We start from the raw sequence: 23,204 nt of genomic DNA, 5'->3' as shown, positions 1-23,204 counted from the left end.
AAGCCGTCTTCTTTTGCTATACTATTTTTGTAAATTGTTAGGAGGAGAAAAAATGAAAAAAATTGGCGCTATTTTATTGATTGGCGTATTGATTGTTGGTGGTTATATAAGCTATCGTTTTTATGCAGATACATATAAGGGTGAAAAAGCCTATGCACAAGTTCCTCTAGAAATTCCTGAAAGAAAACAAGCATTAAACAATCAAAAACAACCAGTCTCTGGTCTATATTCATTAAAATACGCATTAACTTTTGTTAAAAGTAATGGAAAAACGCAAGTCATGGATTACGAACGGACAGACAAAAATCCTCAACCTTTGGAACCGAATGCTTACATAGAAGCAACCATTAGTAAAAAAAGAATCATCCAATCTCCTGTCAAAATTGATAAAAAAGAGATTCCAGAAAAAGCTTTCGCACAATTAAATAACCGAAAAACAACCAGCGATAATTAGTCATCGCTGGTTGTTTTTTTACATGAAATAACAATTAATTCATAAATAACGGTATGCTGATTTTGCTTAATTTCATGAGAACCAAAAATTTCTTGTACGCGTTGTTCTAAAATTGGAACTGACCATTGTTCTTCAAAATAGCTGCGGAAAAAGTCTTTTGAAATAGTTTCTGATGCTTCAAAGAAAAATTTTTTTGTGAAAAAGGGTCGCTGTTCTTTTTTTAGAAATGCTTTGTATTTTGCCATCCAATTTAACTGCGGGTTGCTCTCTTGCTCAAAAGGAGAAAATAACGAATCTTGCTCTTCCACTAGCCGAAATATAAGACACCATTTCTCACTTAATTGGCACAATGCATTAACTTTTTCCGGCGTATCCAAAGCAGGATTCATGGCTGAAAAAACAACTTGAAATTTTTTCCCAGTCTCAATCAGTCTTTCTTGGCTTTGGTGAAGAAAAACAACGTTGCTTTGTGCTTTTGCTTCCGCAATCTCCAACATTCTCTGAGAAATATCGGCTAGCGTATACTCCGTGACTTGCTCTTGAAAAAAAGGTAAGTATCGTCCCGTCCCACCTGCGATATCCAGAAATGTCTGACACGGAAAAATGCCTTCTTGGACCAAGAAATCACGTAATTCTCGAGCAATTGGAAATGGCGATTCTTGTTGAATTTCTTCATATTCTTCTGCAAATTCATCCCAAAATTCCGCTAATTCTTGCTCATTATTATTCATCAACAATTGCCCCTTTCTCTCAATTCTTATAAAAAGTGTAGCAAAAGAAGCGCCAAAGAGCTAACAAGTTCACTCATTTAAATCAATAATTTCATCTACAAATCGCAGGGTTTTAGGTCGATGAGTAACCAAAATAGTCAACTTATTGAGGGTAAATTTTTGTACTTCTTGTAACACTTTTTCTTCGGTCTTTTCGTCCAATGCAGAAGTCGCCTCATCTAAAATAAGGATCTCTGCTTGTGTAAATGCTAAGCGTGTAAAAGCAATCCGTTGTTTCTCGCCACCAGAAAAATTCATTCCTTTTTCACTCACAATAGTGTTTAAACCTTCCGGCAACCGTTCATAAAGTTCCCCCAACTGAAAACGATACATAGCTTCAATTACTTGTTCATCAGAAATTTCTTGATTCAATACAATATTTTCTTTCAACGTTCCTTGAAATATTGGCACATCTTGAGATAAATAAAAAACTTTTTCATAATAATCTTCCAAATTAAATTGTGTTAGAGGAAATTGATTCACATAAACTGTCCCCTCTGTCGGCTTCAATAATCCTAAAATCAATTTAATCAGGGTAGATTTACCTGTCCCACTTTTTCCAATCAAGCCATAGGTTTTGTTCATTGAAAATTGTCGATTTTGTTGGGACATAATCGTTTGACTATCTACGCTAAAACACACATCTTTTAATGAAATTGTTTGAATTTCAGGTAACGCTTTGCCTGAAACCGCTAAGTCAGGATCATCTTCTTTTTTATAAAAATCTTCCAAGCGCTGATAGGCTACTTTATCCAAATTATATTGAACAAATAAAACATTAAATATGGCTATCGGCGTATAAATTCGATCGATATACATCACTATCGCTACAAGTCCACCTAAACTTAATGTCACGACGTTAGTAAAACTAAGTACGACAATACTTACTTTGATTAGTGCTACTAACAAGGCAAAAAAGCCAAAGAAAAATTCATGGATCATAGTCATTTTTGTTATATTTTGACTATTTTCCTCTGCCATTAACGCGTAATTTTCAATCTCTTTTTTATATTTTCGATTAATTCTAAAAGTTACTAGTTCTGTCATCCCTCGTATCAAAGTAGCATTCATTGCTTCTTCAGAAATAAGTGTTTTTTCTTTCATTTTTTGTAGCGTTTTCAAAAGTATTTTGGTTAAAATAAATACAATCACATAACCAATTAGAATTGCTGGTAATAATTTTTTATCAATCAATGCTATGAAAAATAAATTAAATAACGTCTCTGGAATTAACTCTCGAAATAAGCGCCCATAAAAATTCAAGTGGATATTTCTCCCAGCTGCTGCACCAACTTCTACTTTTTGTAGTAAAGCTCCCGCTCCCAGTTTTAGATATTCTTCATAGGAAATCTTGCTCATTTTTATTAAACTTAATTTCTTCAAATAGAAATAGATGCCATTAGTTAAGTAAGCTTTCGGTTTCTGTTCACAGTAAGACAATAGCGGAATTAAAATAATTGTTGTTCCATACGCTACTAACAACCCTAGTTGGAAACTTTTTTGATAATGATCTAACAACTGTTGAAAAAAATAAATTGCTAAAGCACTACATAATGAAACAATCACACCAATCAAAATGTACCAAGTGAAGCTTTTCTGAAAGTACGACCATATTTTTTTAGTCATTTACTCCCTCCTTTTCGAGCATTATATACCTTACTGTAGCATAGTTTTTGATTGGCGCCTATCAACAATTTATCTCCAGATAATAGAAAAGTCCCCCCAGCGAAAGCTGGATGGCTTTTCTATTGTTAATTCTTTCTGATTTGTAGATAACTTACACCTAAAACGGCAAATGTACTTGCCAGTATTCCTGCTATTAACATAAACGGTGTTTTTGTTGTGCCTGTTTTGGGAAGTTCTCGTTGCCCGTTTGCTTCATTTAATTTTTGAATTGGTTCACTAAGCAGTTGGGGAACCAATTGTGGGCTTCCTTCATTTTTCAATGTATTTAATGGAGCGTTTAGTATTTGTGGTTGATTTTTTGATGTAACATTTTTATTTGTCTCCACAGTTGTTTCTGTGGATGGCTGTTTTTTCTCAGTTGTAGTAATTTCTTTTGTTGGCGAGACATGAACTTCTGGTTGGCTGCTTTCTGCCGTTTCCGTTGTGCCATTCTCTTCAGTTGTCACACTTGGTTTTTCAGGTATGATTGGCTCAATCGTGCCTAGTGTTTCACTTTCATCTAGATTTTCTTCTGTTGGTGAGACATGAACTTCTGGTTGGCTGCTTTCTGCGGTTTCTGTTGTGCCGTTCTCTTCAGTTGTTACGCTTGGTTTTTCAGGTATGATTGGTGCAATTGTACCTAGTGTTTCACTTTCATCTGGATTTTCTTCTTCTGTTGGCGACACATGGACTTCTGGTTGACTGCTTTCTGCGGTTTCTGTTGTGCCATTCTCTTCAGTTGTTACGCTTGGTTTTTCAGGTATGATTGGTGCAATTGTACCTAACGTTTCACTTTCATCTGGATTTTCTTCTTCCGTTGGTGAGACATGAACTTCTGGTTGGCTGCTTTCTTCAGTCTCTGTTGTGCCATTCTCTTCAGTTGTCACACTCGGTTTTTCAGGTATGATTGGTGGAATTGTACCTAACGTTTCACTTTCATCTGGATTTTCTTCTTCTGTTGGTGAGACATGAACTTCTGGTTGGCTGCTTTCTGTGGTTTCTGTTGCGCCATTCTCTTCAGTTGTTTCTGTTGCCTGTTCCGAAGTAGGTATCTTTGGTTCCCATTCTTCTATTGTCTCTAAAGGAATGTCTAGACTTTCTTCTGTTGGCATTTCCACATTTTGATTGCCGCTTGCCTCACCGTCTACAAAAACATTTTTAACCTGTGATGTATTTTTTTCATTCGTTGCTTCTTGATTGTTTAGTCGATAATTGATGTCATAACTATTTTCAAATGTCGCTTGATGTTGCCCCGCTTCCGTGATTGTCGAAGTGTAACGGACGATAAAGGAAGTAAAGCGTGCTTTATCTCGATAAAAACGTAAATTAAAGTCATTATCCGTCACGAAGTCAATTTTGCCATAACCTTGTTGCTCAAACTCGGCAAGTGAAATATATTTAGTTTCTTTGTCATTCACAATATCAAATGTAAAACTCTCTTTATTTAATTGTTGACCACTTCCTTGTCGATCCGCAATTGAAATATCTTCTGTGACATCGGATTTATTGAGGTTCACATTTAAAAACCAACGTACTTGATTTGACTCTCCAGCCAAATCGCCTACTTTATAAAAAAACGGATAGTCTCGCTCAATTTGGCCATTCTCTGTGCTAGTCATTCCTTCAATTGTCAAACGTTGAGTCGCCGTTGCAGTTCCGAAATCCGTTTCTATCACGTTCGGTTGCGAACTATTGGTGATAAGCGTTTTAATCCCGAAAGAAAAATGCCCGTTCACATTATGTAAAGATTCAACTTTTTCGTTAAATATTGCTACAACATGATCTTTATAGATGAAGACTTCCCCTAAACCATTTAAATTGATTTTTCGTGGTGAACCATCGTTCTCGGTCATTCCAACTAGTGCGTCTGGTAAAGTTAAAGTAATTGTATCTCCGGGTTTTATTTTCTGATTTTCTTTGTCACTAAAAGATACTTTAATGGAGGTCATCTCCCCTTGATATAAAGTAGTGTGATCTAATTCTACTTTGTCAACGATTGGACTTTTACTCAATTCGGCGCCTAACGAAATTGGACCTATCAATAACGCCCCCGCAATTGGTAGAATCATTACCAACAGTAACACTAAAAATTTTACACTTTTTGTCATAAAAAATTATTCACCCTTCTTTTCTCTTATTTTTTCCACTTAGTGGTCTTTTTCAGAAGTTGACAATAGCAAAAAGATATGTCTCGTACAATATTAATGCTCATTTAAGTAGCCTTTTTTTTAAATTTCTAATTCACTTCCTAAGGAAAACGTTTTATTATGGTAGTTACATTAGATAACATTTGTTACAAAATATCTAGTGCTTCCAATATTGAGTTGTATAAATAACATATTTCGGATCAATAATGAATAAAAATACTTAATTCATCCACATTTTGTTTCCAAGGACATTTATTCTTGTTATAATAAAATTTATAAGATAAGGAGGAAAAGAATGAAAAATTCATATTTTGATGGTGGTTTAGCAACGTATATCGGGACTTCAATTTTAGCAACCTTGATTACTGTCTTTACATTAGGTATTTGCGCACCTTGGGGAATTTGTATGATGTACAACTGGAAAATCAAGCATACCGTTATTGATGGTAAACGTCTTTATTTTGACGGTACAGCTATGCAATTATTCGGACATTGGATTAAATGGCTTTTATTAACTATAATTACTTTAGGCATTTATGGTTTTTGGTTGAATATCCGTTTGCAACAATGGATTACAAAACATACCCACACACTTTCATAAAAAGGAGGAAGGATGAACTGAGTTGCGGTCCATCCTTCCTCTTTTTATGAATATCTGACAGAGTGTTATCCTACTCTTTGAAAAAACAAGGAATTTATGCTATACTTTGATAAGTATCAAGGGATACTTATGTTATTTCGGGGGCGTTACGGATTCGACAGGCATAGTTGAGCTTGAATTGCGTTTCGTAGGTTACGGCTACGTTAAAACGTTACAGTTAAATATAACTGCTAAAAACGAAAACAATTCTTTCGCTTTAGCTGCCTAAAAACCAGCTAGCGAAGATCCTCCCGGCATCGCCCATGTGCTCGGGTCAGGGTCCTAATCGAAGTGGGATACGCTAAATTTTTCCGTCTGTAAAATTTAGAAGAGCTTACCAGACTAGCAATACAGAATGCCTGTCACTCGGCACGCTGTAAAGCGAACCTTTAAATGAGTGTCTATGAACGTAGAGATTTAAGTGGCAATATGTTTGGACGCGGGTTCGACTCCCGCCGTCTCCATTTTTAGAAAAGTAGAGAAAAACAAAAAAGAGCTAAAACCTTATAAAATAAAGGTTTTAGCTCTTTTTTTCTATAAGCAAGAGAAGGCTCGTTACCTCCTCTTACACTTCCTATCACATTATCTTTCTAAAACCACTTCATTTTCTTTTTCTATTGTTGATTTTGGGTATTGCATAGAACATGGCTAAAAATATTATTGTTATCAAAAGAGTTTTTAAGATTTCAATTTTTCCTGAATCTATCCAAGTATACACAAAAGCGATGATAAAAGTAATTACTATTTCCGTAACATGATCTTTTAAATTCATTAGCTTAGCCCACATTGAACTGCCCATAAAGCTAGTTGTCCAGCTACAATAATAGCATTCGTCTTTAAACCATTGGCTTTAGCGAAGCGTAATACAGTCACTGCTAATTCTTTCCAGGCTTTCTTTTGTGCAGCTTTTACAATTGCACTGATACTAATCATTGCAAAAAACTCATCTTTGATTTTGTTAGCAACGCAACTTCCTAATGCATTCCAATTAAAACGTGCTTGAACTACTGTTGAAGCATCAGAAATATTTACATTTAACTCTTTCTCAACTGAAGAAATCTCTTGCTGAGCAAAATTATTTTTGACATAGTTTTTAAAGTTATCTTCCGTCACTCCATTCGCATACATTTCTTCCAGTCCTTTTGCTACAGCCTCAACTTCTGAATCCTCTAGCTGGTCAGATGCATAAACACTTGTTCCAGCGCTGATAAAAATACCTAATGTCATTAGTAATGCCATCGCCAAACAAAAAAATTTAGCCTTTTTTGTCACCTGTAATTCCATACATAAACCCCTACTATCTTTTTCCTTGTTATAATCATAACAAGGAAAAAGATAGTTTATCATCAAAATCCCTATTTGATGCTTATATTTTCCTATATATCCTAGAGCTGATTTTTCTCACTAGTGATCACATCAATTTGAACTAATGATTCAAAAAAAGACACAGGTTATTTGAGGTACGTTCGAAGTAATGCTAGGTTCTATTTTGAAAACAACGCTGCTCTCTTGAAATATTTTTTGAGCTTGTCTAAACCTTCTGAAACGAATATAGAAAATAAAAAAAGAGTCCCCTTTCTCAAGGAAACTCTCAATTGCTAAGTCAAAATAACTTCACGTTATCTAAATCTTTTAAATCAATCCTATGGTTCGCGGAACAAAGGAACTAAAAACTTAATAGAATAAATCGCACAAATTCCGACAATAATATAGATAATTTTTGCTAATGGTGTGGTTGCACCACCACTAATTGTTGCAACTAAATCAAAATTAAATGCACCAACTAATAACCAGTTTAAACCTCCGACAATCAATAAAATTAAAGCAATAATATCCAGATATTTCATTTTTAACACTCCTTCCAAATTTGATAAGCCAAGAGTAACACGTTTATTCTTTATTTACGAAAATAATGATTCAGGAAAAAAACTTTTTTCAATTATTTTATCGAATCATTTTTTCATTATTAATAATTTTATGATATAACTAAAGAGTAGACAAAAACAGAGTCATTATCTCTGATAAGAAATGATGGTTTATTATGCGTGCTAAGTTATTTTTAATTTTGCGGAATCGAGTGTTATCCCGTGTTGTCTTTGTCATTCTATTTTTACATGTGTTTTTTACCACAAATGATTTCACGGTGTTGCTGCTCCTCTTACTATTGAATTATTTACTCACGCTTGAAGATAGCGCGAAAAAAAACAGAAAAATCCAAACTTGGCAGGAATTTAAACAGTCGATTGATTGGCCCTTTGTCGCTTTTTATTCAGGGCTTGCTCTTTTAGTTATTTCGTTAATACTTCTGTTTCTCTGGTTCAATTATGCACGATAAGGAGGATTAAAAATTGAAAAGCTATTTTTTTACTCTTTTTTTTTAGTATGTTTAGCCTTTTCGTCATACTACTTTGGTTTTCTGGATATGATAGTAAGGGATTTCTATTGGCCCTTACAGATTTTCTAGGTTTTTCTATTATTCACCAAACGCCTGTGCTGGATACTTATTATTCCCAGCAGCCTTTAACAACCAGAATATTGATTTCTTCTGGGCTTCATTTTTGTACTTATTTTTGCTTAGGTTTGGTCATTGATTTACTACGTAAAGGGTTTAAAAAAATAAAAACATAGTCACTTTTATTATACGAATCGTTAATTTCCATGCTTTCTGGTCGTCTTTTTCCGTCGCTTGTACCAGATAATGAAGCCGCTAATAATTAACGCACAGGCAATTAAAAGTAATGTCCATAATAGTAAATTTTGTTGTTGTGCCACTTTTTTCATCCCCGCTGCTGCTTTTTCTGGTTGATATGGGATACGATGTCCTCGAACTAATAACCGATGACTGTTTATCATATACGGTGTGCAAGTTAATAAAGTGACGAGATCTTGGCCAGACTCAATGTGTAAATCTTTTGTATCAGTTGGTTCAACGGTTTTTATTTGATCTACTTGATAAGCAAGCGTCTTCCCATTAACTTCGATATAAAATTCATCGCCTTTTTTTAATTCTGGCAAATCTGTAAATAATTTGGCTTGAGGGAGACCACGATGGCCTGAAATGACCGCATGTGTATTCGCACCACCTGTAGGATAGGAGGTTCCTTCTAACAAGGAGCTTCCTTTTTCCAATAGCAATGCATTCGTTTTATCAAAAATTGGTAAACGGACATTTATTTTTGGAATGGTTAAAACACCAATCGTATGACTTTCAAAATAGGATTTGTCTGGTTTTTTCGTTGTTTTTTGCGTTTCAGAAAAAGGATCTAATCCAGGATTGCTGCCTTTTTTCGCTAATTCTTGGTTTTTCTTTTCCATTTTTTTTTGAAGTTCAGCCATTTCTTTGGTGTTTTCTTGGCTTGCTTTTGCTTGATAATGAGCGATAATTTGTTGATCCAGATAGTTATTTAATGCATCGCTAACAAAAGGATACGCAAATGCACCTATTCCAATAATCAGTAAAAGAATCATAAAACCATCAATGATACGACGTTTCTTTTTTGACTTCATTGCTTCCTCCTTAAAAATAAAGCATGAGAGCCTGGGACAGTGATTGGCCCAGGCTCTTTGTTTTTCTAAAAATTTCTTCGGTGATGCTAGAAATTAAGCATTTTCTTTTCTACGTCTAGCAAAGTAGACTCCTGCAATAAGTAACAAGACTGCGCCACTTCCTAAGTAAACATAGATTCCTTTGCCACCTGTTGAAGGTAAGGTACCTTTGTGTTTGTTTGGTACTTTTTCTGGTGAAACTAGGTTTTCTGTTGTGCCATATGATTGTTCATTGACCACAAATTCAATCCGATTTGTTAACAAGACATAATCATCAGGAGCTACAGTTTCTTCTAAATAATAGGTACCGTATTTAAGCCCTGTGATATCCACTAATCCATCAGCCGTTGTTGTAAAAGTAGTTGCTTCAGCTTTTGTTTTCACCCAAGTTGCTGCTTTCGTTGTTTCATCGATTTTCAAATAATTTGCTGTGTCACTGTTTTGATCACGAACAACAAAGGAAGCTCCCGCCAAGGCTTGTGTCGCTGTCACATCGCCATCGACTTTAATGAAACGTTTCCCACCTGTCACAACTTCAACAGTTGGTGGTGTTTGGTCGTCGGTATGACCGTTATCAACATTCGCCTCATTTTTAAAGCCTTTCGTAGGATCTGCTTTTTCATTTAAATGCATAAAGTAAACGAATTTTAGTGTGCCGCCTGGCGTTAACGTAGGAATATATGCTGGATTAACGGCGACAGTGAAGCCATTTGCTTGTTCAGTCACTTGATAATTTTCAGGAGCAATCACTGTATCCCCATCATATAACGCATAGGCATACTCTCCAGAAGTCACGTTATCAAAAGTTAAGGCTGCATCATGTTTATCAACTAAATTGAATTTGACGTATTTATTAGCGTCACCTTCTTTGTCTGCAATCCCCAATGGAATATTTACAGAAATTTGATATTTAATTTTTTCGCCAATTGCCACATCTTTACCATCTAAGTTTGGTGTTGTTTTATCAACTTTAGAGGTATCATTTTTGACTGTTTTTTCAACAGGTGTTTGATTGTTTGCTTCAATTGTAAATGGTGTTTTTGTTTGATTTTCAATTAATTCTGCATTATTTGGAGCTTTTACTTCTTCTAAAATATACGAACCAACCTCAAGATTTTTAACTGTTAATTCTCCCGTTCCATTCTCTGCTTCTGTGAAATCATTTTCGCCAATTTCATAACTTTTCCCAGTAATAAAGCGTTTTGCTTGTTCTTTATCCGTTGTCCATGTATATAATCCATCTTTGACTCCTTGGATATATTTTACTGTGCCTGGTGAGCCTTCGCTTTTGGAAATAACAAATTCTGCGCCATTTAATCCTTCATTTTCAGCAGTTCCTACTTTTTTCACATGTAAACTACCATCATTGGCTACCACATTTTTAGGATAAATATGAACAACCGCTAATTCTTCTGTTCCATATTTATAGGAACCATCTGCTTGCTTGATCATTTCGTAAACTGGGAACGCCACCACCATATTCGTAGCAGCAACTACACCCTCTTTTGGTTCTTCTTTAATGGTATACACTGCATCTTTACCATTTTGTTTTTTAGGTAACTGAACAGTGACATTCCCATTTGCATCGGTGGTTCCTTGAGCAACAGGTTTCCCAGGAGTTAAACTTTGGACAGCTTGTTTAGCTGCATCGACGCTTGCGCCTGCTGCTCGTTGCTCGTAAAATTCGCTCGTCACGTTATAAATACTAAACGTCACATCTGCCAGTCCTTGATATTTATCAAACTCGCTCATTTCTTTCCCGCTATTTTGAATAAGCGGATCTGGTAAATCCGTCATTTTCTTTTTGTGAATCACGAGCTGTGCGCTCTCCCCATTTTCTTCTGCAAATGCAGTTGTTGCCCCTAATACACTCGTGAAAAGTGGCAAAATTAGTAACAAGGTACTAACGGTGTACCAAACTTTTTTTAATTGCTTCATTTTCTCTCTCCTCTTTTTTGTTTTTGATAAAATAGCCAAATGGCTACCAGCCCAATGATTAGCAGGCCTGCAATCGTCAACCAAATAGAACGTTCTTCATTTGTTTTTGGTAAGAAGCCTGACTCTTTTACTTTTTTATTGATTACATGTAACGGTGCTGTTCGTTGTCCGTTCGTTGCATAAGAATTTTTTTCCACCGTAAAAGGAATTTCTGTTTGATTCAGAAGATAACCTTTTGGTGCAGAGATTTCTTCCAAGAAGTACTGGCCATCTTTTAAGCCTTTAACTGAAAATTCACCGGCTTGATTAGACGTGAATTTTTTAGCTAATGCTTTTTCTTTTTGCCAACGATACCCGTTTGCTATTTCATTAAGGTATTCCCCCGCTTGATTTTTGACGATAAAAGCAGCCTCTGGCAAGGTGATTTTCGCATTGTCACTATCAACTTTGACAAAAGACTTGCCGCCTGTACGAACTGCGGCTCTTTTAGTCAAGGTATGCTTGTCCGTGACTAATTGTCCTTCGTTGTTAATCGCAGTGTCAGGTTCAGCGGTCTTTTCTAAACGCATTTGATACGACACAGTCATTGTTTGATTTGCAAATTTTTGTAAGTCTTTAATTGAAAAATCAAGCGTAAATCCATGCTTTTGCGTCGTCAGTGTGTAACCTGTAGTAGCTGTTTTTCCAGCCACTTTTACCTCAATTGATTCTGGTAAAAGTGTCAACGTTGTATCCGCCTTATCTGACAAACGGAATTCCTGATATCCTAAAATATTCGCTGGAATCTGAGTCGTTAACTGATAGTTAATGTGCTCTCCTTGATTAAAGCCTTGTTGCTTATCGAGTACCGTTTTTTCAAGTGGTGGTAAGTCATAGGCATTTTCTTCATTTTTTGGATATAAATGAATATGCGTTAACGATTGCCCTTGTGGATCTTGAACAGGCAAAATTACTACTAGGTTGCTAGCTTTTTCCTTTACCACTTCCGGTGCTTCCGCTTCAACAAATAAATAGGCCTTATCTCGTTGCTGCGAATCTTTGCTAGCTAATGAAAAAGAAACCACTCCATCTTCTCCATTTATTGTCTGTGTTTTATCTTCTGCGATCGTTTTTCTATTTGTTGCACCGGTTTCTGCTAATTGACGCTGTGCCTCTTGGGCCGTTTTTCCTTCAGAACGAAGCTGATAAAACGGATCCGTCACATCATAGACTTGATAAGTGACGTCATTTAAGCCCCGGTAATTTTGAAGCAGCGTTCCCTCTTCCCCTGTGTTTTGCTGCTGTTCTGGTAATTGACCATCAGGGAACAATAATTTGTGCAACGTAACTTGAACGCTTGCTTGCGATGCTTCTGCTAATGCTTGCTGTGAAAACCCGAAAAGAGCGAGTAGCATGACGCAAATACTTAACCAACGTGCGTTTTTCATCGATTACACACTCCCTTCTGGTCGTCTAATAAAGAGATAAACACCCGCTATCACGAATGTACTAATCGCTATCAAGTAAAACCACAAGCGTCCTATGCCGCCAGTTTCAGGTAAAGGAACCTTTGCTTGGTTCGTAACATCTAAAGTAATTTGATTATTCTTCTCTCCAGAAATTAAAACATCCGCTACTTTTTCCCCATCTATCGTGACTGAACCATCTTCGCGAATTATTAATTCGATTGGTTCTTTTAACCCCTGATATCCTTCTGGCGTAAAGGTTTCTGTTAGGACATATTTCCCTGGTTTTAAGTTTTCAAAAACAAAAGTATCCGTTTCTTTGCCATCTTTTGGTAATTCAATATCCGTATCTGGTCCTGTTAAACGGAATTTCGCTCCTTTAAGTGGCGTCTGATTATCGGCTTTTTTATGAACCGTTAAGTCAAAAGGTTTCAAATGATTTTGATGTGTCAGTGTCCATTCTGGCGCATTTTCTTCAATATTTTTGCCTGCATAGTGAATTTTCCCATATTTATTAACAGTAAATTCATAATTTCCAGCAAGAGTGTCGTAGCCTAATGGTCCTGATTGTTCCACCATTCGATACTCACCAGGTTCACTAATTTTAAAATAGCTCAATCCTGCAGTATCTGTTTTTTGAGTTGCCACAGTTTGGTAACTTCCTTGAGCATTTTTTCTTTGCAACGCAAAAGTCGCCTCTGCTAAGTTCACTTGTTTGCCATTTTGCATGGTGTATTTTCTAATTCTGATTGGCAAAGAAGAAAATTTATTTTCAATTTCCAATGGAATAACTTGATTTGTGGTGGTCACTTCTTGTCCATCGATGCTTACTTTGCCTTGCTCATTCACCTCAATTTGCCAAGTCGTTTTCTTGCCTAACTCATGTCCTACAGGTGCTTTTACTTCAGTTAATGTATAGCGTTCCCCTTTTTGTAGGCGCACATCTTTTGGCAAGGAATAGCTACCATCTTTATTGTCCACTAATGTTGTTTGAACATTTTTACCACTCAATTCAAAGACGGCTCCCACTAAGTTTTTCTCACCTGAGGAAGAATTTTTGATTACTTTTAAATCTAATGGCTTGAACTGCTTCGTGTTTTTCCAAGTAGTATCGTCGATTTTTTCTTGACTGTAACCAGGAACTGCTAATTCACGGGTTGTTTGGTAATTGAAAGCTTGTCCTTGATTGTTGTATTGGGGAAGCCCAAGAACTTCTTGATAGCTTTCATCCGCGGTTTTGGAAAGTTGGGTTACATTTTTGCGCTCCCAACTATTGCTGGTATCATTTTCTGGTTTTGATAATTTAATATACCCAGTTTGCCAGTTGGCTGTGTCAGTTACTTGCTTTCTACTAATTTCATAAATCACGTTATCTGGCCGACTTGTTGGGTCTTGATCATACTCTTCCCAGATTTTTTTCACGTTTAACTTCACGCCAGGTGCTTTTCCAGAAGGAACCCCAAAATCAACTTTTTCAGGGGCCGTGGCTAATGGCTGAAACGTTGTCCGACCATTCATTTGATACCAAAAATCAGGTTTGAAGTTTTCTGACTCTGTTTGAATACGTACTTGATAATGAATTTGAATTTCTTGCCCTTTACCCAAATAAATCTCATTACTATTAATTGTAGCGCCTGTTAGCGACACTTCTGGTAATGTTTGAACCTGAACAGGACCCACACTTTTCATTGATAATGTATTTGGCTCGTATTTAAAAGGTTCAGCAATTGGATCAGCTACTTTTCCGTTTACAACCGTTCCTGAAATCTGAACGGCTTTTTTCGCTAAATAATCAGAAATGTCTGGTGCATAATCCGCGGATTCATAATAAAGGTCTCCATTTTCATCGGCTGACACCATCTCGCGCATTTTATCTTCAACTTGTTGTTTAGATAAATTAGCTCGTGGATCGCTTTGCAATTGAATGCCCAATCCATGTATTTCAATCCCACGTTCTTTTAAGGCCATTGCCTCACCTATCGTGGCGATAAACGTACTGTTAATTCGTTTACTGATATTGTTTTGATCTGGCGCATTATAGCTACCAGAGATATAAGAAGTGCTACCTGGTTGATCTTGTCGATTCGTAAATTGTGTCCCGTAAAAGCGACCATCCGCCTCTGTTTGAACTCGACTCACTTTATAAGAGAAGGTTGGGACGCCATCCGTTAAAAGTACAATGACTTTCTTATGTCCATTTGGCGTTGCTAACATATCACCAGCATCTCTTAATGCTTTTTGAGTGAAAGTTCCTCCTCTAGTGCTACTTGGCGTAATATTTTTAATTGGATTTTTGACTGTATCAAACGGCCCCATTTGAATGGCGTTGTTATTATAACCGTCACTTGAGTAGCCAACATAGCCCATGTTGATGTTATTGGTAATACCGCTATCTGCCAATGTATCAACAAAACGGTTCACTCCTTTTTGTACTTCACCAATCCGATTGTTTTCATTCATACTACCGGACCAGTCAACGACTAAGACCAAATCCAATGGCGTGATTTCTTTCTGAACATTCCCACGCACATTAAGATATACATCAAAAAGCCCTGGTATTGTTGTTTCTCTAGCATATTTTCGGATGGCATAATCGGCTTGGTCTCCTGTACCGCCATACTCAATATAAGAATTTGTGCGATTAGTAGGGTCCCCATTCCAACTCGTTTGGCCGTCCCATTGGGCACCACCGTCTTTATTCCCTTGATGGTTTAGCACATTTTGATTGCCTGTGGGCTGCCACTTAGCTGTCGGATAAGTACCAGAATTATCCGTCGTGTATTGTGGTGCAATTAAAGGCAGTGCCAGATTCGCTCTCAAAGTGGCTGGCGCCATTCTTGCTTCTGCAAATGGATTTGTTACCTCTTCTGTTGCGGTCGGCTGTTCTGTTTTTTCTGGAGCCGAATCATTTTTGTTAGTTTCTTTCGTATTTTCTGGTACAGTTTTTTTTTCTGGTTCAGTTGATTCTTTAGCAGAATCCTCTACTGTTATTTTTTCAGAAGTAACTGAAACATCATATTCGTTGTTTTCATACAATAACTTAGGTGGCTGAGCTGTTTGAAGCGAACTTTGCTCAACAGCTAACGAAAGCTGTACCGGCTTTTTTACTTGTGCGTCCAAAGTCAGATAAAGCGTACCATTAGTCACTTGGTAAGAATATCCGTCTTTTTCAATTACAGCAGTATCCATGAACTGTGCATTTTTCAATTGAATTTCTCGTTGTAATGGCTGCTCTGTTTGGTTGAGAAGATTTAACTCGATATTAATATTCGTTTTATCATTCTCATCTGTTATCATTTGAGCGGATGTAATTTCAACTTCTTTGGCTGTTTCTGCATAGCCAATGAGCGGTATGAAATAGGATGAAACAAGTAAAAAGACTACGCCGAAAACCCCAAATTTCTTTAGTAATTTAATGTCTGTTCTCTCCTTTCTTTTATGAATTAACAGTTAAATTAGAATTGCCTAGCACGTAAAATTTCATTATTCTAATCTGATAATTATTATACAGAGAAGGAGCTCATTAAATCACACCAGCTTTCATACCAAGCGGTTTCATTTCTGAAATTGCGTTATTGTTTCGATGATTGTTTCATTAAAGTAAAGGACTTGGGAGGAAACAATATGATTAGGTTTTTAGAAAAAAATTATCGGAAAATGGAAGAAATCATTCGTGTCTTATCCATTTCTGATAAATGGATGACTAAAAAAGAACTTGCAAAATATATTGGTAGTTCTGAGTCTACTTTTATTCGTTATATTGAGGAGATTAAACAGCGTTGGGGCGAAAGTTTAACCATTAAAACATCGCATAAATTAGGCTATCGTTTAGAAAACTTTAATGTGTCCTTATATTTAAACATGCTGACGGATATGGCAAAAACGTCAACGACCACCCAATTGCTCCATGAATTTATCCAAAATCCTGGCAAAACCATCGAATATTATTGCGATACCATCAATATTAGTCGCTCTTCTTTTGCTCGAAAATTGAAGCAGTGTAATCAGGTCTTGGAAACTTACTCTCTTCGCGTTATCGTTGATCAAGGCTATCAATTAACTAGCCAAACAGAAGAATTGCCTTTACGTATTTTTACAACCTTTTTCTTTTTAATGTATTATGGTCATTATGAATTGCCTTATCAATTAGATAAGCAGGAAATCAAACAATTAATGCGCCGTAATCAATGCCAATTAAATATTATTAGTATGGATAACAGTTATGAACACGATTTCTTTATTATGTATTTTATTGTTGATTTATTAAGAGAGCATCAAGGATTTCAACAACGTTTCCAGAAAAAAACAGATAAAAAGAGTCCAATCAAAATGGAAGATTATCTTTTACTCAGTCGTCATTTTACTGGACTCAGCCGTGAGACCTATCGGGAAGTTCTCCGGTATTTTCAAAGAGGCGCTTTTCAGCAATACTACTCCGAAGACCAAGAAGTCATCAGTCAAAGAATACGTGAAAATTTAAAATTTAATGCTTTTTCACAGATTGAACAATTAACAGAAGAAGTCGTCGACTTCGCTGTTCACTTGTTAACCTGTCTTTATTTGTTTTCTCAATTAGTGCCTTTTGACACCTCCGAATTGACACAAAGGGCCACCTTTTTCACTCGACAAATTCATTTTACTCAGCTTCACTTATATGCACGATTAAAAGCAGAATTGCATTTCTTTTCCGCTCTTTTAGAAACAAATCTATTAAACTATTCATCTTCTTATATTTTTTGGTTGCTTAATACTTTTCCAGAAATTAACCAGAGTTTCGACTCAAAAAAGATTTTGATTATTAGCGACATGGGCCTGAATCATAGTCAATATATTGGAAACTATGTCCACGATATTTTAGCTTTGCATCGGATTCGTTCAAATACGTTAGCAATTACGGAAGAACAATTAGGTGACCATCAACTTGAAGAATTTGATTTGATTATTACCAATCAACCAATACTTGAAACCAGTGTTCCAAGTATTTTAATTAATGATGCTATCTTATTTTCTAACAAAAGAGAATTGCTCGATTTATTAAACTTTTAACGTCTTAATGGTTTTCCCTATCTACCAAAAAGATAGCCCTTTTATCAAGAACCGCGTAATGTGAGGTGCCATCATACAGAAGATATTTTTATTTTTCTGAAATCAAAAAGAAAATAGGACATAAGTCATTTCGACTTATGTCCTATTTTCACTCTTAAGATAATCAGCTAAACGAAACCAGCAAATTAAATTTCTGATTGATTTACTGGCCATCTTGTGTGACTTTTACTTGGCAAAATTAATGTAATGAAGATCACTAAAGTACCGATAAAAGGAAGTAAATAGAATAAAATCCACCAGTTACTGTGGTCGCGATCATGCAATCTTCTTGCTCGAACAGTAAAGTTTGCCAACCAAATTAAAGCAGTCAGCAAGAAAAAGATAATGGTCACAGTATTCCATTCTTTAATGATTGTTCCATCATTGGGTGTTACTTCAATATATCTGTAAACGCCCGTAATTGCTGAATAAATCCCTAACACCAAATAATTAATTAATTGTGGCCACCAATATTGTGCTCGTGTTGCTGACGCATTCATTGTTGTAATATTATTCCAGTATTCTCTATACGCGTTAAACATATTATCACCCCCGCATTAACTATTACAGAAGTCTTTCGTTTTGTCAAAGAATAACGTTATTTTATGCTGCTTAATGACACGTCCATGTGCCTTCCTTAAACTCACACGAAGCTGACTCTTCAGAAGAAGGAGTTAATGAAACTAACGGTTGCTGTTGTTTTTCTTCTGCGAGAATTTTTTGAATAGTTTGGCTGATTTGCTGTTTCGGTACTGCACCATTAATTAAATATTTTTGATTAATGATTAGTGCGGGAACTCCTTGTAAACCATAAGCAGAAGCTAGCGCGAAATCTTCTTGAACCGCCGTCCAAACAGCCTCGGAAGCAACAGCTTCTTTCCATAAAGCAAAATCAATCGTTGTCTCTTTTACTAGCTCCTCAATTACTTCTGGCTCTTCAATATTTAAACTTCTCATAAATAAACCTTCTTGTAACTTATCAAACAGTAACCAATAAGTGTCTTGGTTGCCAATGTATCCAGCTGCTTTTGCTGCTAATAATGCATTCTTTGATGTTGGAAAATCAAATCGTTGCTTCCTCATCCCTTCAATATTAAAACGATGCTTTGAATCGTTTTGATTGGCATGCACCCAATGCGTCAAAACTTCTTCTTTTACTGCTGCTCGTGAGCCAAACATTGTTTCAAAATCGTTTGCTGACCATCCCAACGCAAACGACCGATGAATCAATTCAATTTCAGGAAATTCTTGTTGAATCTCATGCATGCGGTCAGACATTGGAAAACAAAAACTACAAATAACATCATGGAAAAATTCTATTTTCATCCTTACCCTCCAGTAACTCTTTTTTCAAAACAGATTGAACTAAATTTACCATTTTACTTACTAAAAGTAAACAAACGAAGCCAATTAAAAGAAAAAGATGAAACAAAATGCGCTATGGCTTTTGTCTCACCTGTTCTATCTACTTATTCTGATGTGTCCATTCCATTACCCGCTCACCATTCGTATCTAATTCACCATTAAATACAAAACCGAGTTGTTGATACAACCGAATTGCTGAGCTGTTCGTATCATAAACACTCAAGTATAGCTTGTTTGTTTGGTATTTTTCTATTAGCATTAACATTAAAAGTCGACAGGCTGCTTTCCCATAACCTTGTCCTTGGAACCGGTGATCAATTAAAAAGCGGTCTAGCCAAACGCGCCCATCTTGCCAACGTCCATACATGGCATAGCCGATTAATTGATTGCCGTCATAAATACCTGCCGATTCCCATTCTGGAAATTGGTCAGATTCTTTTAGATTTTCTGCCATTGATTCAATGAAGGTTTGTTGTTCAGCGAAAACTTGTAGGTTTTCCACTGCTTTACGATTATCGCTTGTTACTTTTTCAAAATGTATTTCCATTGTTTTCACCTAATTAGTTGTTATTTTCTGCATACTTGTATTCTTTCTTGCTTCTTATTTTAACATACTTATTTCCCTTTGCTTTCTCTAACTCTCTGTGATTATACGTTTCTCTTTTTTATGGGAAATCTTCCCTATAAATGGAGACTCTTTTCAAGAGATTTCTTTTTACACTACCCGTTTCAAATGATATAAATGATATATAGAGTGTTTTAACTATGTGCAACATGATTAAAAGTTAACTGTTGGGGAGCAGTTAACTTTTTCTTTTTAACCACAAAAGAGAGGATCCGCTGTGAGAAATAACTGCAGTGGATGCTCCCTTTTGTATATTATTTATTTACTAGCCGATAGTTGAAAGCTTTCCCGTTACTCAGTAGTATCGATTTTGTCTTCTTGACTATCTAAAGAACGGTCAACTTTTTCGTCGTAACTTTCCATGGAATTTTCATTTTTATGTTTCTGCTTATCGACCGTTTTATCGACTTTTTCTTTCTTTCGATCAATTGTTTTTTCCATCTCTTCGCCAGCCGAGGTACAACCACTCAGTAAAAGGAAACTTGTGAATAAAAACGCTGACAAGATAACTGTTTTTCCGATTTTTGTTTTCATAAACTCACCTCTCGTTTAATTTAAAAAAACGTCCCGATAAAACATTGTTCCCTTGATTATTTACTCACAATTAGCGAACGACTAAGACATTGCACAAAGCATGGTTAACCACATAATCTGTAGTAGAACCAATCAAGGTTCGTTGAATAGCACCTCTTCCCGTGGCACCTAGCACAATTAAATCTATGGCATAATTTTCAGAAATCGTGTTGGCAAGATAACGTTTTGGGCTCCCAAGCTCAACAATTTTTTTGACTGTTTTTACACCAATTTCACTCGCTTGTTTTGCCTTTTCAGTGAGCATCTCTTCTGACTTGTGTTTTTCTAAATCATACAATTCTTCAAAAGAAAATGGACTCGTCGTAAATTCAGCATCATTAATAATTGTAGCTAAATAAAGAGTGGCTTGTTCCTCTTTGGCAATCCTGACAGCTTCATGAAAAGCTTTTTCAGATTGATCTGAGCCATCAAGAGCAACCAAAATATGTTGATATACTGACATTTTATCCGCCTCCTTAACCAAATTAAGAATCAAAACTAACACAACAGCTGTGTTACATTTTAGTGGCTATTTGTTGTAATTTTTCCACGGTTAATGCTTGATAATTTGTTTCTTCAAGTAGTCCCGTTTGAATTTCAACAGAAACATCTTCCGTACATGTTTCTAAAAACCTTGTGGCATAATCAAACTGTTGCTCTAAGAATGTTTCATACTCCCGTCGACAACGTAAAAATTCTTTCGCGGTATCTGAAACATGTAAACACATGCGGCGCTTATTCGCTTTCTTGGTTATTACAAAATAGGTTCCTTCTAAAATCGTGGTAATCTCTTCAATAATATACGCTGCATCTTTTACCATTCCGTCAATCCAGTCCTTTATTTGTTTTCAGTATCGTTGCTTTTTTCTTTGTCGTCACTTAACAGCTCTTTAATTTTTTCACGATTGTCGTATAACTTTTTTCCTACGCCCACTAAGGCGCCGCCTGCCAATAACTTTGTTAAAAAGCCGCCATTTGCGTTTGTTTTTTTGCCATGGTGTCCTTTTAAATGATGTCCCATCCTAGCCACCTCCATAATTTTTATTTCTATTACCTATGAACATTATCTCATATGTTTTCGCAAAACGCACGTATAACAATAGTTTTTTAATCAAGGCTCGACCACTTTGTAAACTCATGACTTTTAATATGACGAATATCTTCAAATAAAATATGTGTATGTCCAACTTTTGCATACTCCATTGAACTCATCCCTTCAAAAACACCAACAATTGGCGGTTGAACACGGCCAAAATCATCCAATGTATTCAATTGGATTTCTAAAACCTGGTTATTTTTTAAAGACTGCTCTAAGTATTTTTCAATTTCTTTTGTTGTCTGTTGCGGTAAGCGTTCAAACGCTCTCTTAGAATATTCGTCAGAAGCTTCGATTCCTTCTTGTAACTCCCCCAATGCAAAAGCGGTCGCCCATTTCAGTTCAAAGGGACGATCATGGTACTCATTATAAGGTGTAAATTCTTTTTTTGTTCGTTTCATGATGTTATCCTCCTAAACCGACATTTCCTCCAGCATGTCCACCGACTAATCCTGAACGATGAATTGCCGTCGCGCCTTCCAACAAAGAAGAGGCGTGGATTAAAGCTTGAAAGCCAAATTTTTGTCGGATTTTATCAATCAGATAGTTTAACTCCATTTCACTAATTTGCTCTTCTGGTTCCGAAAATAAATCTAATTGTAAAGATTCATTCCAAACTAATTTTCCATATGAAAGCCCTAATTGCCGGACATCGGTTCCCGCTAGATAATGTTCTCTAAAAAGGGCTAATACATAGGTAATCAAAACTTTTGTATTGTTTGTTGCAGGAATCGTTTGTTGTTTTCGCCAACCAGTTCGTCCTTCACGGTCAATTTGTCCTTTGGAATAACCAACGTAGACTGTGATACATTCCGTTTGACAATGCGCTTTCCTTAAACGAGCAGCCACTTGTTCTGTCAGTTCCTTTAAGACTAGTTCAATCTGATCTCTTCGCGCATAATCTCTCGGCAAAATCTGACTATTTCCAAATGATTTTTCAGCTTTATGTTGCGCTTTTTTCCCTAAAAAGGTACGATCAATCCCCCATGAATGAGCATACAATTGAAGCCCCATCACGCCAAATGTTTCTTGTAAAAGATGCGGATTCGCTTGCGCTAACTCATATACAGAATCAATTCCTAAGCGATTCAGTCGTTTAGCCATTCTGCGACCAATCCCACAAAAATCTGTCAAAGAAGGCAACTGCCAGACAGTATCTGGTACACGATCATACCGCCATTCTGCAATAAAATCTGGCGAATGTTTGGCGCCATTGTCCAACGCCAATTTAGCCAGTAACGGATTGTCCCCTATCCCAACGGTCACATAAATACCCACATGATTATAAACGACTCTTTGGATAATCCGAGCCATCTTATAGGCGGTTTCACAATGAAAATAACTTAAAGAAGCCGTTACATCAAGAAATGATTCATCTACACTAAACACAGAGTGATCTTCATCTGCGACAAACTTTTTATATAAATTATTGATTTCTTGATTTTTTTTCATGTACAAATTCATTCGTGGCGGAACCACATATAAATCAGGATGAGCGGGCACTTGATTTTTACGCGTAACATTTGAAACACCTAAAACTTTTTTTGCCATTGGCGATGCTGATAAAACTAATCCCCCCGCATTTTCGGCATTACTCATCACTACCAACATCGTTTTCAACGGATCTAACCCACGTTCTGCGCATTCTACACTAGCGTAAAAACTTTTGCAATCAATACAAAGAATATCGCGACTAGGTTCTTTTTCATAATCAAATTTCATAAACATCACCTCACTTGCAAAATCATTATACGAACAAACGTTCGATTAATCAAGCGAACACTGTTTATTTTTTTGTTTTTTTTCAAGAACAGTCGGTGATCAAAAAAAATAAGTATTCAGAATTTTTATATTC

At 36.2% G+C, this 23,204-nt stretch carries 23 protein-coding genes and 1 other RNA gene; 5 read left to right on the top strand and 19 right to left on the bottom strand.

All coding sequences use genetic code 11. The annotated features are described in order from the left end of the window. The first annotated feature begins 52 nt into the window (after positions 1 to 52). Positions 53 to 454, top strand: a complete 402-nt coding sequence (locus tag IGJ90_RS04745) for a YxeA family protein (protein WP_002388016.1) — start codon at positions 53 to 55, stop codon at positions 452 to 454. Here the strand turns inward: IGJ90_RS04745 and IGJ90_RS04740 are convergent. The 3 genes from IGJ90_RS04740 to ace form a co-directional block, all read right to left on the bottom strand. After that, positions 451 to 1,185, bottom strand: coding sequence for a class I SAM-dependent methyltransferase (locus IGJ90_RS04740; RefSeq protein WP_025186583.1), 735 nt, complete (start codon positions 1,183 to 1,185; stop codon positions 451 to 453). The two genes, IGJ90_RS04745 and IGJ90_RS04740, sit on opposite strands and share 4 nt — an antisense overlap. A 69-nt stretch (positions 1,186 to 1,254) precedes the next feature. Next, a complete protein-coding gene (locus IGJ90_RS04735; protein ID WP_002366444.1) occupies positions 1,255 to 2,850 on the bottom strand; it encodes an ATP-binding cassette domain-containing protein in 1,596 nt (531 codons plus the stop codon). Between the two features lie 125 nt (positions 2,851 to 2,975). Then, a complete protein-coding gene (gene ace / locus IGJ90_RS04730) occupies positions 2,976 to 4,997 on the bottom strand; it encodes a collagen-binding MSCRAMM adhesin Ace (RefSeq protein WP_438767668.1) in 2,022 nt (673 codons plus the stop codon). A 334-nt stretch (positions 4,998 to 5,331) separates the two neighbouring features. On the opposite strand from ace, the gene IGJ90_RS04725 reads away from it, so the two are divergent. Together IGJ90_RS04725 and ssrA are read left to right on the top strand one after the other, a co-directional pair. Next, positions 5,332 to 5,637: a DUF898 family protein gene (locus IGJ90_RS04725; protein WP_002360604.1), complete on the top strand. Its 306-nt coding sequence runs from the start codon at positions 5,332 to 5,334 to the stop codon at positions 5,635 to 5,637. A 139-nt stretch (positions 5,638 to 5,776) separates the two neighbouring features. Continuing rightward, positions 5,777 to 6,143: a transfer-messenger RNA gene (gene ssrA, locus IGJ90_RS04720) on the top strand. A gap of 134 nt (positions 6,144 to 6,277) precedes the next feature. Here the strand turns inward: ssrA and IGJ90_RS04715 are convergent. The 3 genes from IGJ90_RS04715 to IGJ90_RS04705 form a co-directional block, all read right to left on the bottom strand. Further along, positions 6,278 to 6,463 carry a hypothetical protein gene (locus tag IGJ90_RS04715; protein WP_086280893.1) on the bottom strand — a complete coding sequence of 62 codons (186 nt, stop codon included), beginning with the start codon at positions 6,461 to 6,463 and terminating at the stop codon, positions 6,278 to 6,280. Then, positions 6,448 to 6,960, bottom strand: a complete 513-nt coding sequence (entV, locus tag IGJ90_RS04710) for an enterococcin EntV (RefSeq protein WP_002408606.1) — start codon at positions 6,958 to 6,960, stop codon at positions 6,448 to 6,450. The genes IGJ90_RS04715 and entV overlap by 16 nt, the downstream gene beginning before the upstream one ends. Positions 6,961 to 7,319: 359 nt before the next feature. Then, positions 7,320 to 7,523, bottom strand: a complete 204-nt coding sequence (locus IGJ90_RS04705) for a DUF378 domain-containing protein (RefSeq protein ID WP_438767666.1) — start codon at positions 7,521 to 7,523, stop codon at positions 7,320 to 7,322. A 194-nt stretch (positions 7,524 to 7,717) separates the two neighbouring features. Here IGJ90_RS04705 and IGJ90_RS04700 point away from each other — a divergent pair, with 194 nt between their 5' ends. Beyond that, positions 7,718 to 8,011 (top strand): hypothetical protein, encoded by a 294-nt coding sequence (locus tag IGJ90_RS04700; protein ID WP_010817161.1) that lies wholly within the window; start codon positions 7,718 to 7,720, stop codon positions 8,009 to 8,011. A gap of 314 nt (positions 8,012 to 8,325) precedes the next feature. Here IGJ90_RS04700 and srtC read toward each other — a convergent pair whose 3' ends face one another. The 4 genes from srtC to ebpA form a co-directional block, all read right to left on the bottom strand. Continuing rightward, positions 8,326 to 9,183, bottom strand: coding sequence for an Ebp pilus assembly class C sortase (gene srtC, locus IGJ90_RS04695; protein WP_438767664.1), 858 nt, complete (start codon positions 9,181 to 9,183; stop codon positions 8,326 to 8,328). A 93-nt stretch (positions 9,184 to 9,276) separates the two neighbouring features. Then, positions 9,277 to 11,160 carry an endocarditis and biofilm-associated pilus major subunit EbpC gene (ebpC, locus tag IGJ90_RS04690; protein WP_438767662.1) on the bottom strand — a complete coding sequence of 628 codons (1,884 nt, stop codon included), beginning with the start codon at positions 11,158 to 11,160 and terminating at the stop codon, positions 9,277 to 9,279. After that, the gene (ebpB, locus tag IGJ90_RS04685; protein WP_438767660.1) at positions 11,157 to 12,587 is read right to left on the bottom strand and encodes an endocarditis and biofilm-associated pilus minor subunit EbpB; all 1,431 of its coding nucleotides are present in this window, start codon (positions 12,585 to 12,587) and stop codon (positions 11,157 to 11,159) included. The genes ebpC and ebpB overlap by 4 nt, the downstream gene beginning before the upstream one ends. Before the next feature lie 3 nt (positions 12,588 to 12,590). After that, a complete protein-coding gene (ebpA, locus tag IGJ90_RS04680; protein ID WP_438768313.1) occupies positions 12,591 to 16,055 on the bottom strand; it encodes an endocarditis and biofilm-associated pilus tip protein EbpA in 3,465 nt (1,154 codons plus the stop codon). Between the two features lie 174 nt (positions 16,056 to 16,229). Between ebpA and IGJ90_RS04675 the strand changes: the two genes are divergently transcribed. Then, entirely contained in the window at positions 16,230 to 17,651 is a 1,422-nt protein-coding gene (locus tag IGJ90_RS04675) for a helix-turn-helix domain-containing protein (protein ID WP_438767658.1), read from the top strand. A 185-nt stretch (positions 17,652 to 17,836) separates the two neighbouring features. Here IGJ90_RS04675 and IGJ90_RS04670 read toward each other — a convergent pair whose 3' ends face one another. From IGJ90_RS04670 to IGJ90_RS04630, 9 genes are all read right to left on the bottom strand, one after another. Continuing rightward, a complete protein-coding gene (locus IGJ90_RS04670) occupies positions 17,837 to 18,232 on the bottom strand; it encodes a DUF805 domain-containing protein (protein ID WP_002358131.1) in 396 nt (131 codons plus the stop codon). A 70-nt stretch (positions 18,233 to 18,302) separates the two neighbouring features. Further along, positions 18,303 to 19,016, bottom strand: a complete 714-nt coding sequence (locus IGJ90_RS04665) for a DsbA family oxidoreductase (RefSeq protein WP_002369662.1) — start codon at positions 19,014 to 19,016, stop codon at positions 18,303 to 18,305. Positions 19,017 to 19,155: 139 nt separating this feature from the next. Beyond that, entirely contained in the window at positions 19,156 to 19,602 is a 447-nt protein-coding gene (locus tag IGJ90_RS04660) for a GNAT family N-acetyltransferase (protein WP_438768311.1), read from the bottom strand. A 369-nt stretch (positions 19,603 to 19,971) separates the two neighbouring features. Further along, positions 19,972 to 20,214, bottom strand: a complete 243-nt coding sequence (locus IGJ90_RS04655; protein WP_002407079.1) for a hypothetical protein — start codon at positions 20,212 to 20,214, stop codon at positions 19,972 to 19,974. A 70-nt stretch (positions 20,215 to 20,284) separates the two neighbouring features. Further along, the gene (locus IGJ90_RS04650; RefSeq protein ID WP_002391595.1) at positions 20,285 to 20,716 is read right to left on the bottom strand and encodes a universal stress protein; all 432 of its coding nucleotides are present in this window, start codon (positions 20,714 to 20,716) and stop codon (positions 20,285 to 20,287) included. Positions 20,717 to 20,768: 52 nt separating this feature from the next. Beyond that, entirely contained in the window at positions 20,769 to 21,074 is a 306-nt protein-coding gene (locus tag IGJ90_RS04645) for a hypothetical protein (protein WP_002366431.1), read from the bottom strand. 17 nt (positions 21,075 to 21,091) lie between these two features. Beyond that, the gene (locus IGJ90_RS04640; protein WP_002360617.1) at positions 21,092 to 21,289 is read right to left on the bottom strand and encodes a hypothetical protein; all 198 of its coding nucleotides are present in this window, start codon (positions 21,287 to 21,289) and stop codon (positions 21,092 to 21,094) included. 71 nt (positions 21,290 to 21,360) lie between these two features. Then, on the bottom strand, positions 21,361 to 21,750 hold the full coding sequence (locus tag IGJ90_RS04635; protein ID WP_438767656.1) for a hypothetical protein: 390 nt from the start codon (positions 21,748 to 21,750) through the stop codon (positions 21,361 to 21,363). A 4-nt stretch (positions 21,751 to 21,754) separates the two neighbouring features. Continuing rightward, a complete protein-coding gene (locus IGJ90_RS04630; protein WP_002361586.1) occupies positions 21,755 to 23,071 on the bottom strand; it encodes a Y-family DNA polymerase in 1,317 nt (438 codons plus the stop codon). Positions 23,072 to 23,204: the final 133 nt, after the last annotated feature.

It is taken from the genome of Enterococcus sp. AZ129, assembly GCF_051714505.1.
Classification (GTDB): domain Bacteria; phylum Bacillota; class Bacilli; order Lactobacillales; family Enterococcaceae; genus Enterococcus; species Enterococcus faecalis.
This window is presented reverse-complemented; position numbering and strand designations above follow the sequence as displayed.

Excerpts from the sequence above, each read along its gene's own strand:
- IGJ90_RS04745 (WP_002388016.1), top strand. The coding sequence starts at position 53 with ATGAAAAAAATTGGCGCTATTTTATTGATTGGCGTATTGATTGTTGGT.
- IGJ90_RS04740 (WP_025186583.1), bottom strand. The coding sequence starts at position 1,185 with ATGAATAATAATGAGCAAGAATTAGCGGAATTTTGGGATGAATTTGCA.
- IGJ90_RS04735 (WP_002366444.1), bottom strand. The coding sequence starts at position 2,850 with ATGACTAAAAAAATATGGTCGTACTTTCAGAAAAGCTTCACTTGGTAC.
- ace (WP_438767668.1), bottom strand. The coding sequence starts at position 4,997 with ATGACAAAAAGTGTAAAATTTTTAGTGTTACTGTTGGTAATGATTCTA.
- IGJ90_RS04725 (WP_002360604.1), top strand. The coding sequence starts at position 5,332 with ATGAAAAATTCATATTTTGATGGTGGTTTAGCAACGTATATCGGGACT.
- IGJ90_RS04715 (WP_086280893.1), bottom strand. The coding sequence starts at position 6,463 with ATGTGGGCTAAGCTAATGAATTTAAAAGATCATGTTACGGAAATAGTA.
- entV (WP_002408606.1), bottom strand. The coding sequence starts at position 6,960 with ATGGAATTACAGGTGACAAAAAAGGCTAAATTTTTTTGTTTGGCGATG.
- IGJ90_RS04705 (WP_438767666.1), bottom strand. The coding sequence starts at position 7,523 with ATGAAATATCTGGATATTATTGCTTTAATTTTATTGATTGTCGGAGGT.
- IGJ90_RS04700 (WP_010817161.1), top strand. The coding sequence starts at position 7,718 with ATGCGTGCTAAGTTATTTTTAATTTTGCGGAATCGAGTGTTATCCCGT.
- srtC (WP_438767664.1), bottom strand. The coding sequence starts at position 9,183 with ATGAAGTCAAAAAAGAAACGTCGTATCATTGATGGTTTTATGATTCTT.
- ebpC (WP_438767662.1), bottom strand. The coding sequence starts at position 11,160 with ATGAAGCAATTAAAAAAAGTTTGGTACACCGTTAGTACCTTGTTACTA.
- ebpB (WP_438767660.1), bottom strand. The coding sequence starts at position 12,587 with ATGAAAAACGCACGTTGGTTAAGTATTTGCGTCATGCTACTCGCTCTT.
- IGJ90_RS04675 (WP_438767658.1), top strand. The coding sequence starts at position 16,230 with ATGATTAGGTTTTTAGAAAAAAATTATCGGAAAATGGAAGAAATCATT.
- IGJ90_RS04670 (WP_002358131.1), bottom strand. The coding sequence starts at position 18,232 with ATGTTTAACGCGTATAGAGAATACTGGAATAATATTACAACAATGAAT.
- IGJ90_RS04665 (WP_002369662.1), bottom strand. The coding sequence starts at position 19,016 with ATGAAAATAGAATTTTTCCATGATGTTATTTGTAGTTTTTGTTTTCCA.
- IGJ90_RS04660 (WP_438768311.1), bottom strand. The coding sequence starts at position 19,602 with ATGGAAATACATTTTGAAAAAGTAACAAGCGATAATCGTAAAGCAGTG.
- IGJ90_RS04655 (WP_002407079.1), bottom strand. The coding sequence starts at position 20,214 with ATGAAAACAAAAATCGGAAAAACAGTTATCTTGTCAGCGTTTTTATTC.
- IGJ90_RS04650 (WP_002391595.1), bottom strand. The coding sequence starts at position 20,716 with ATGTCAGTATATCAACATATTTTGGTTGCTCTTGATGGCTCAGATCAA.
- IGJ90_RS04645 (WP_002366431.1), bottom strand. The coding sequence starts at position 21,074 with ATGGTAAAAGATGCAGCGTATATTATTGAAGAGATTACCACGATTTTA.
- IGJ90_RS04640 (WP_002360617.1), bottom strand. The coding sequence starts at position 21,289 with ATGGAGGTGGCTAGGATGGGACATCATTTAAAAGGACACCATGGCAAA.
- IGJ90_RS04635 (WP_438767656.1), bottom strand. The coding sequence starts at position 21,750 with ATGAAACGAACAAAAAAAGAATTTACACCTTATAATGAGTACCATGAT.
- IGJ90_RS04630 (WP_002361586.1), bottom strand. The coding sequence starts at position 23,071 with ATGAAATTTGATTATGAAAAAGAACCTAGTCGCGATATTCTTTGTATT.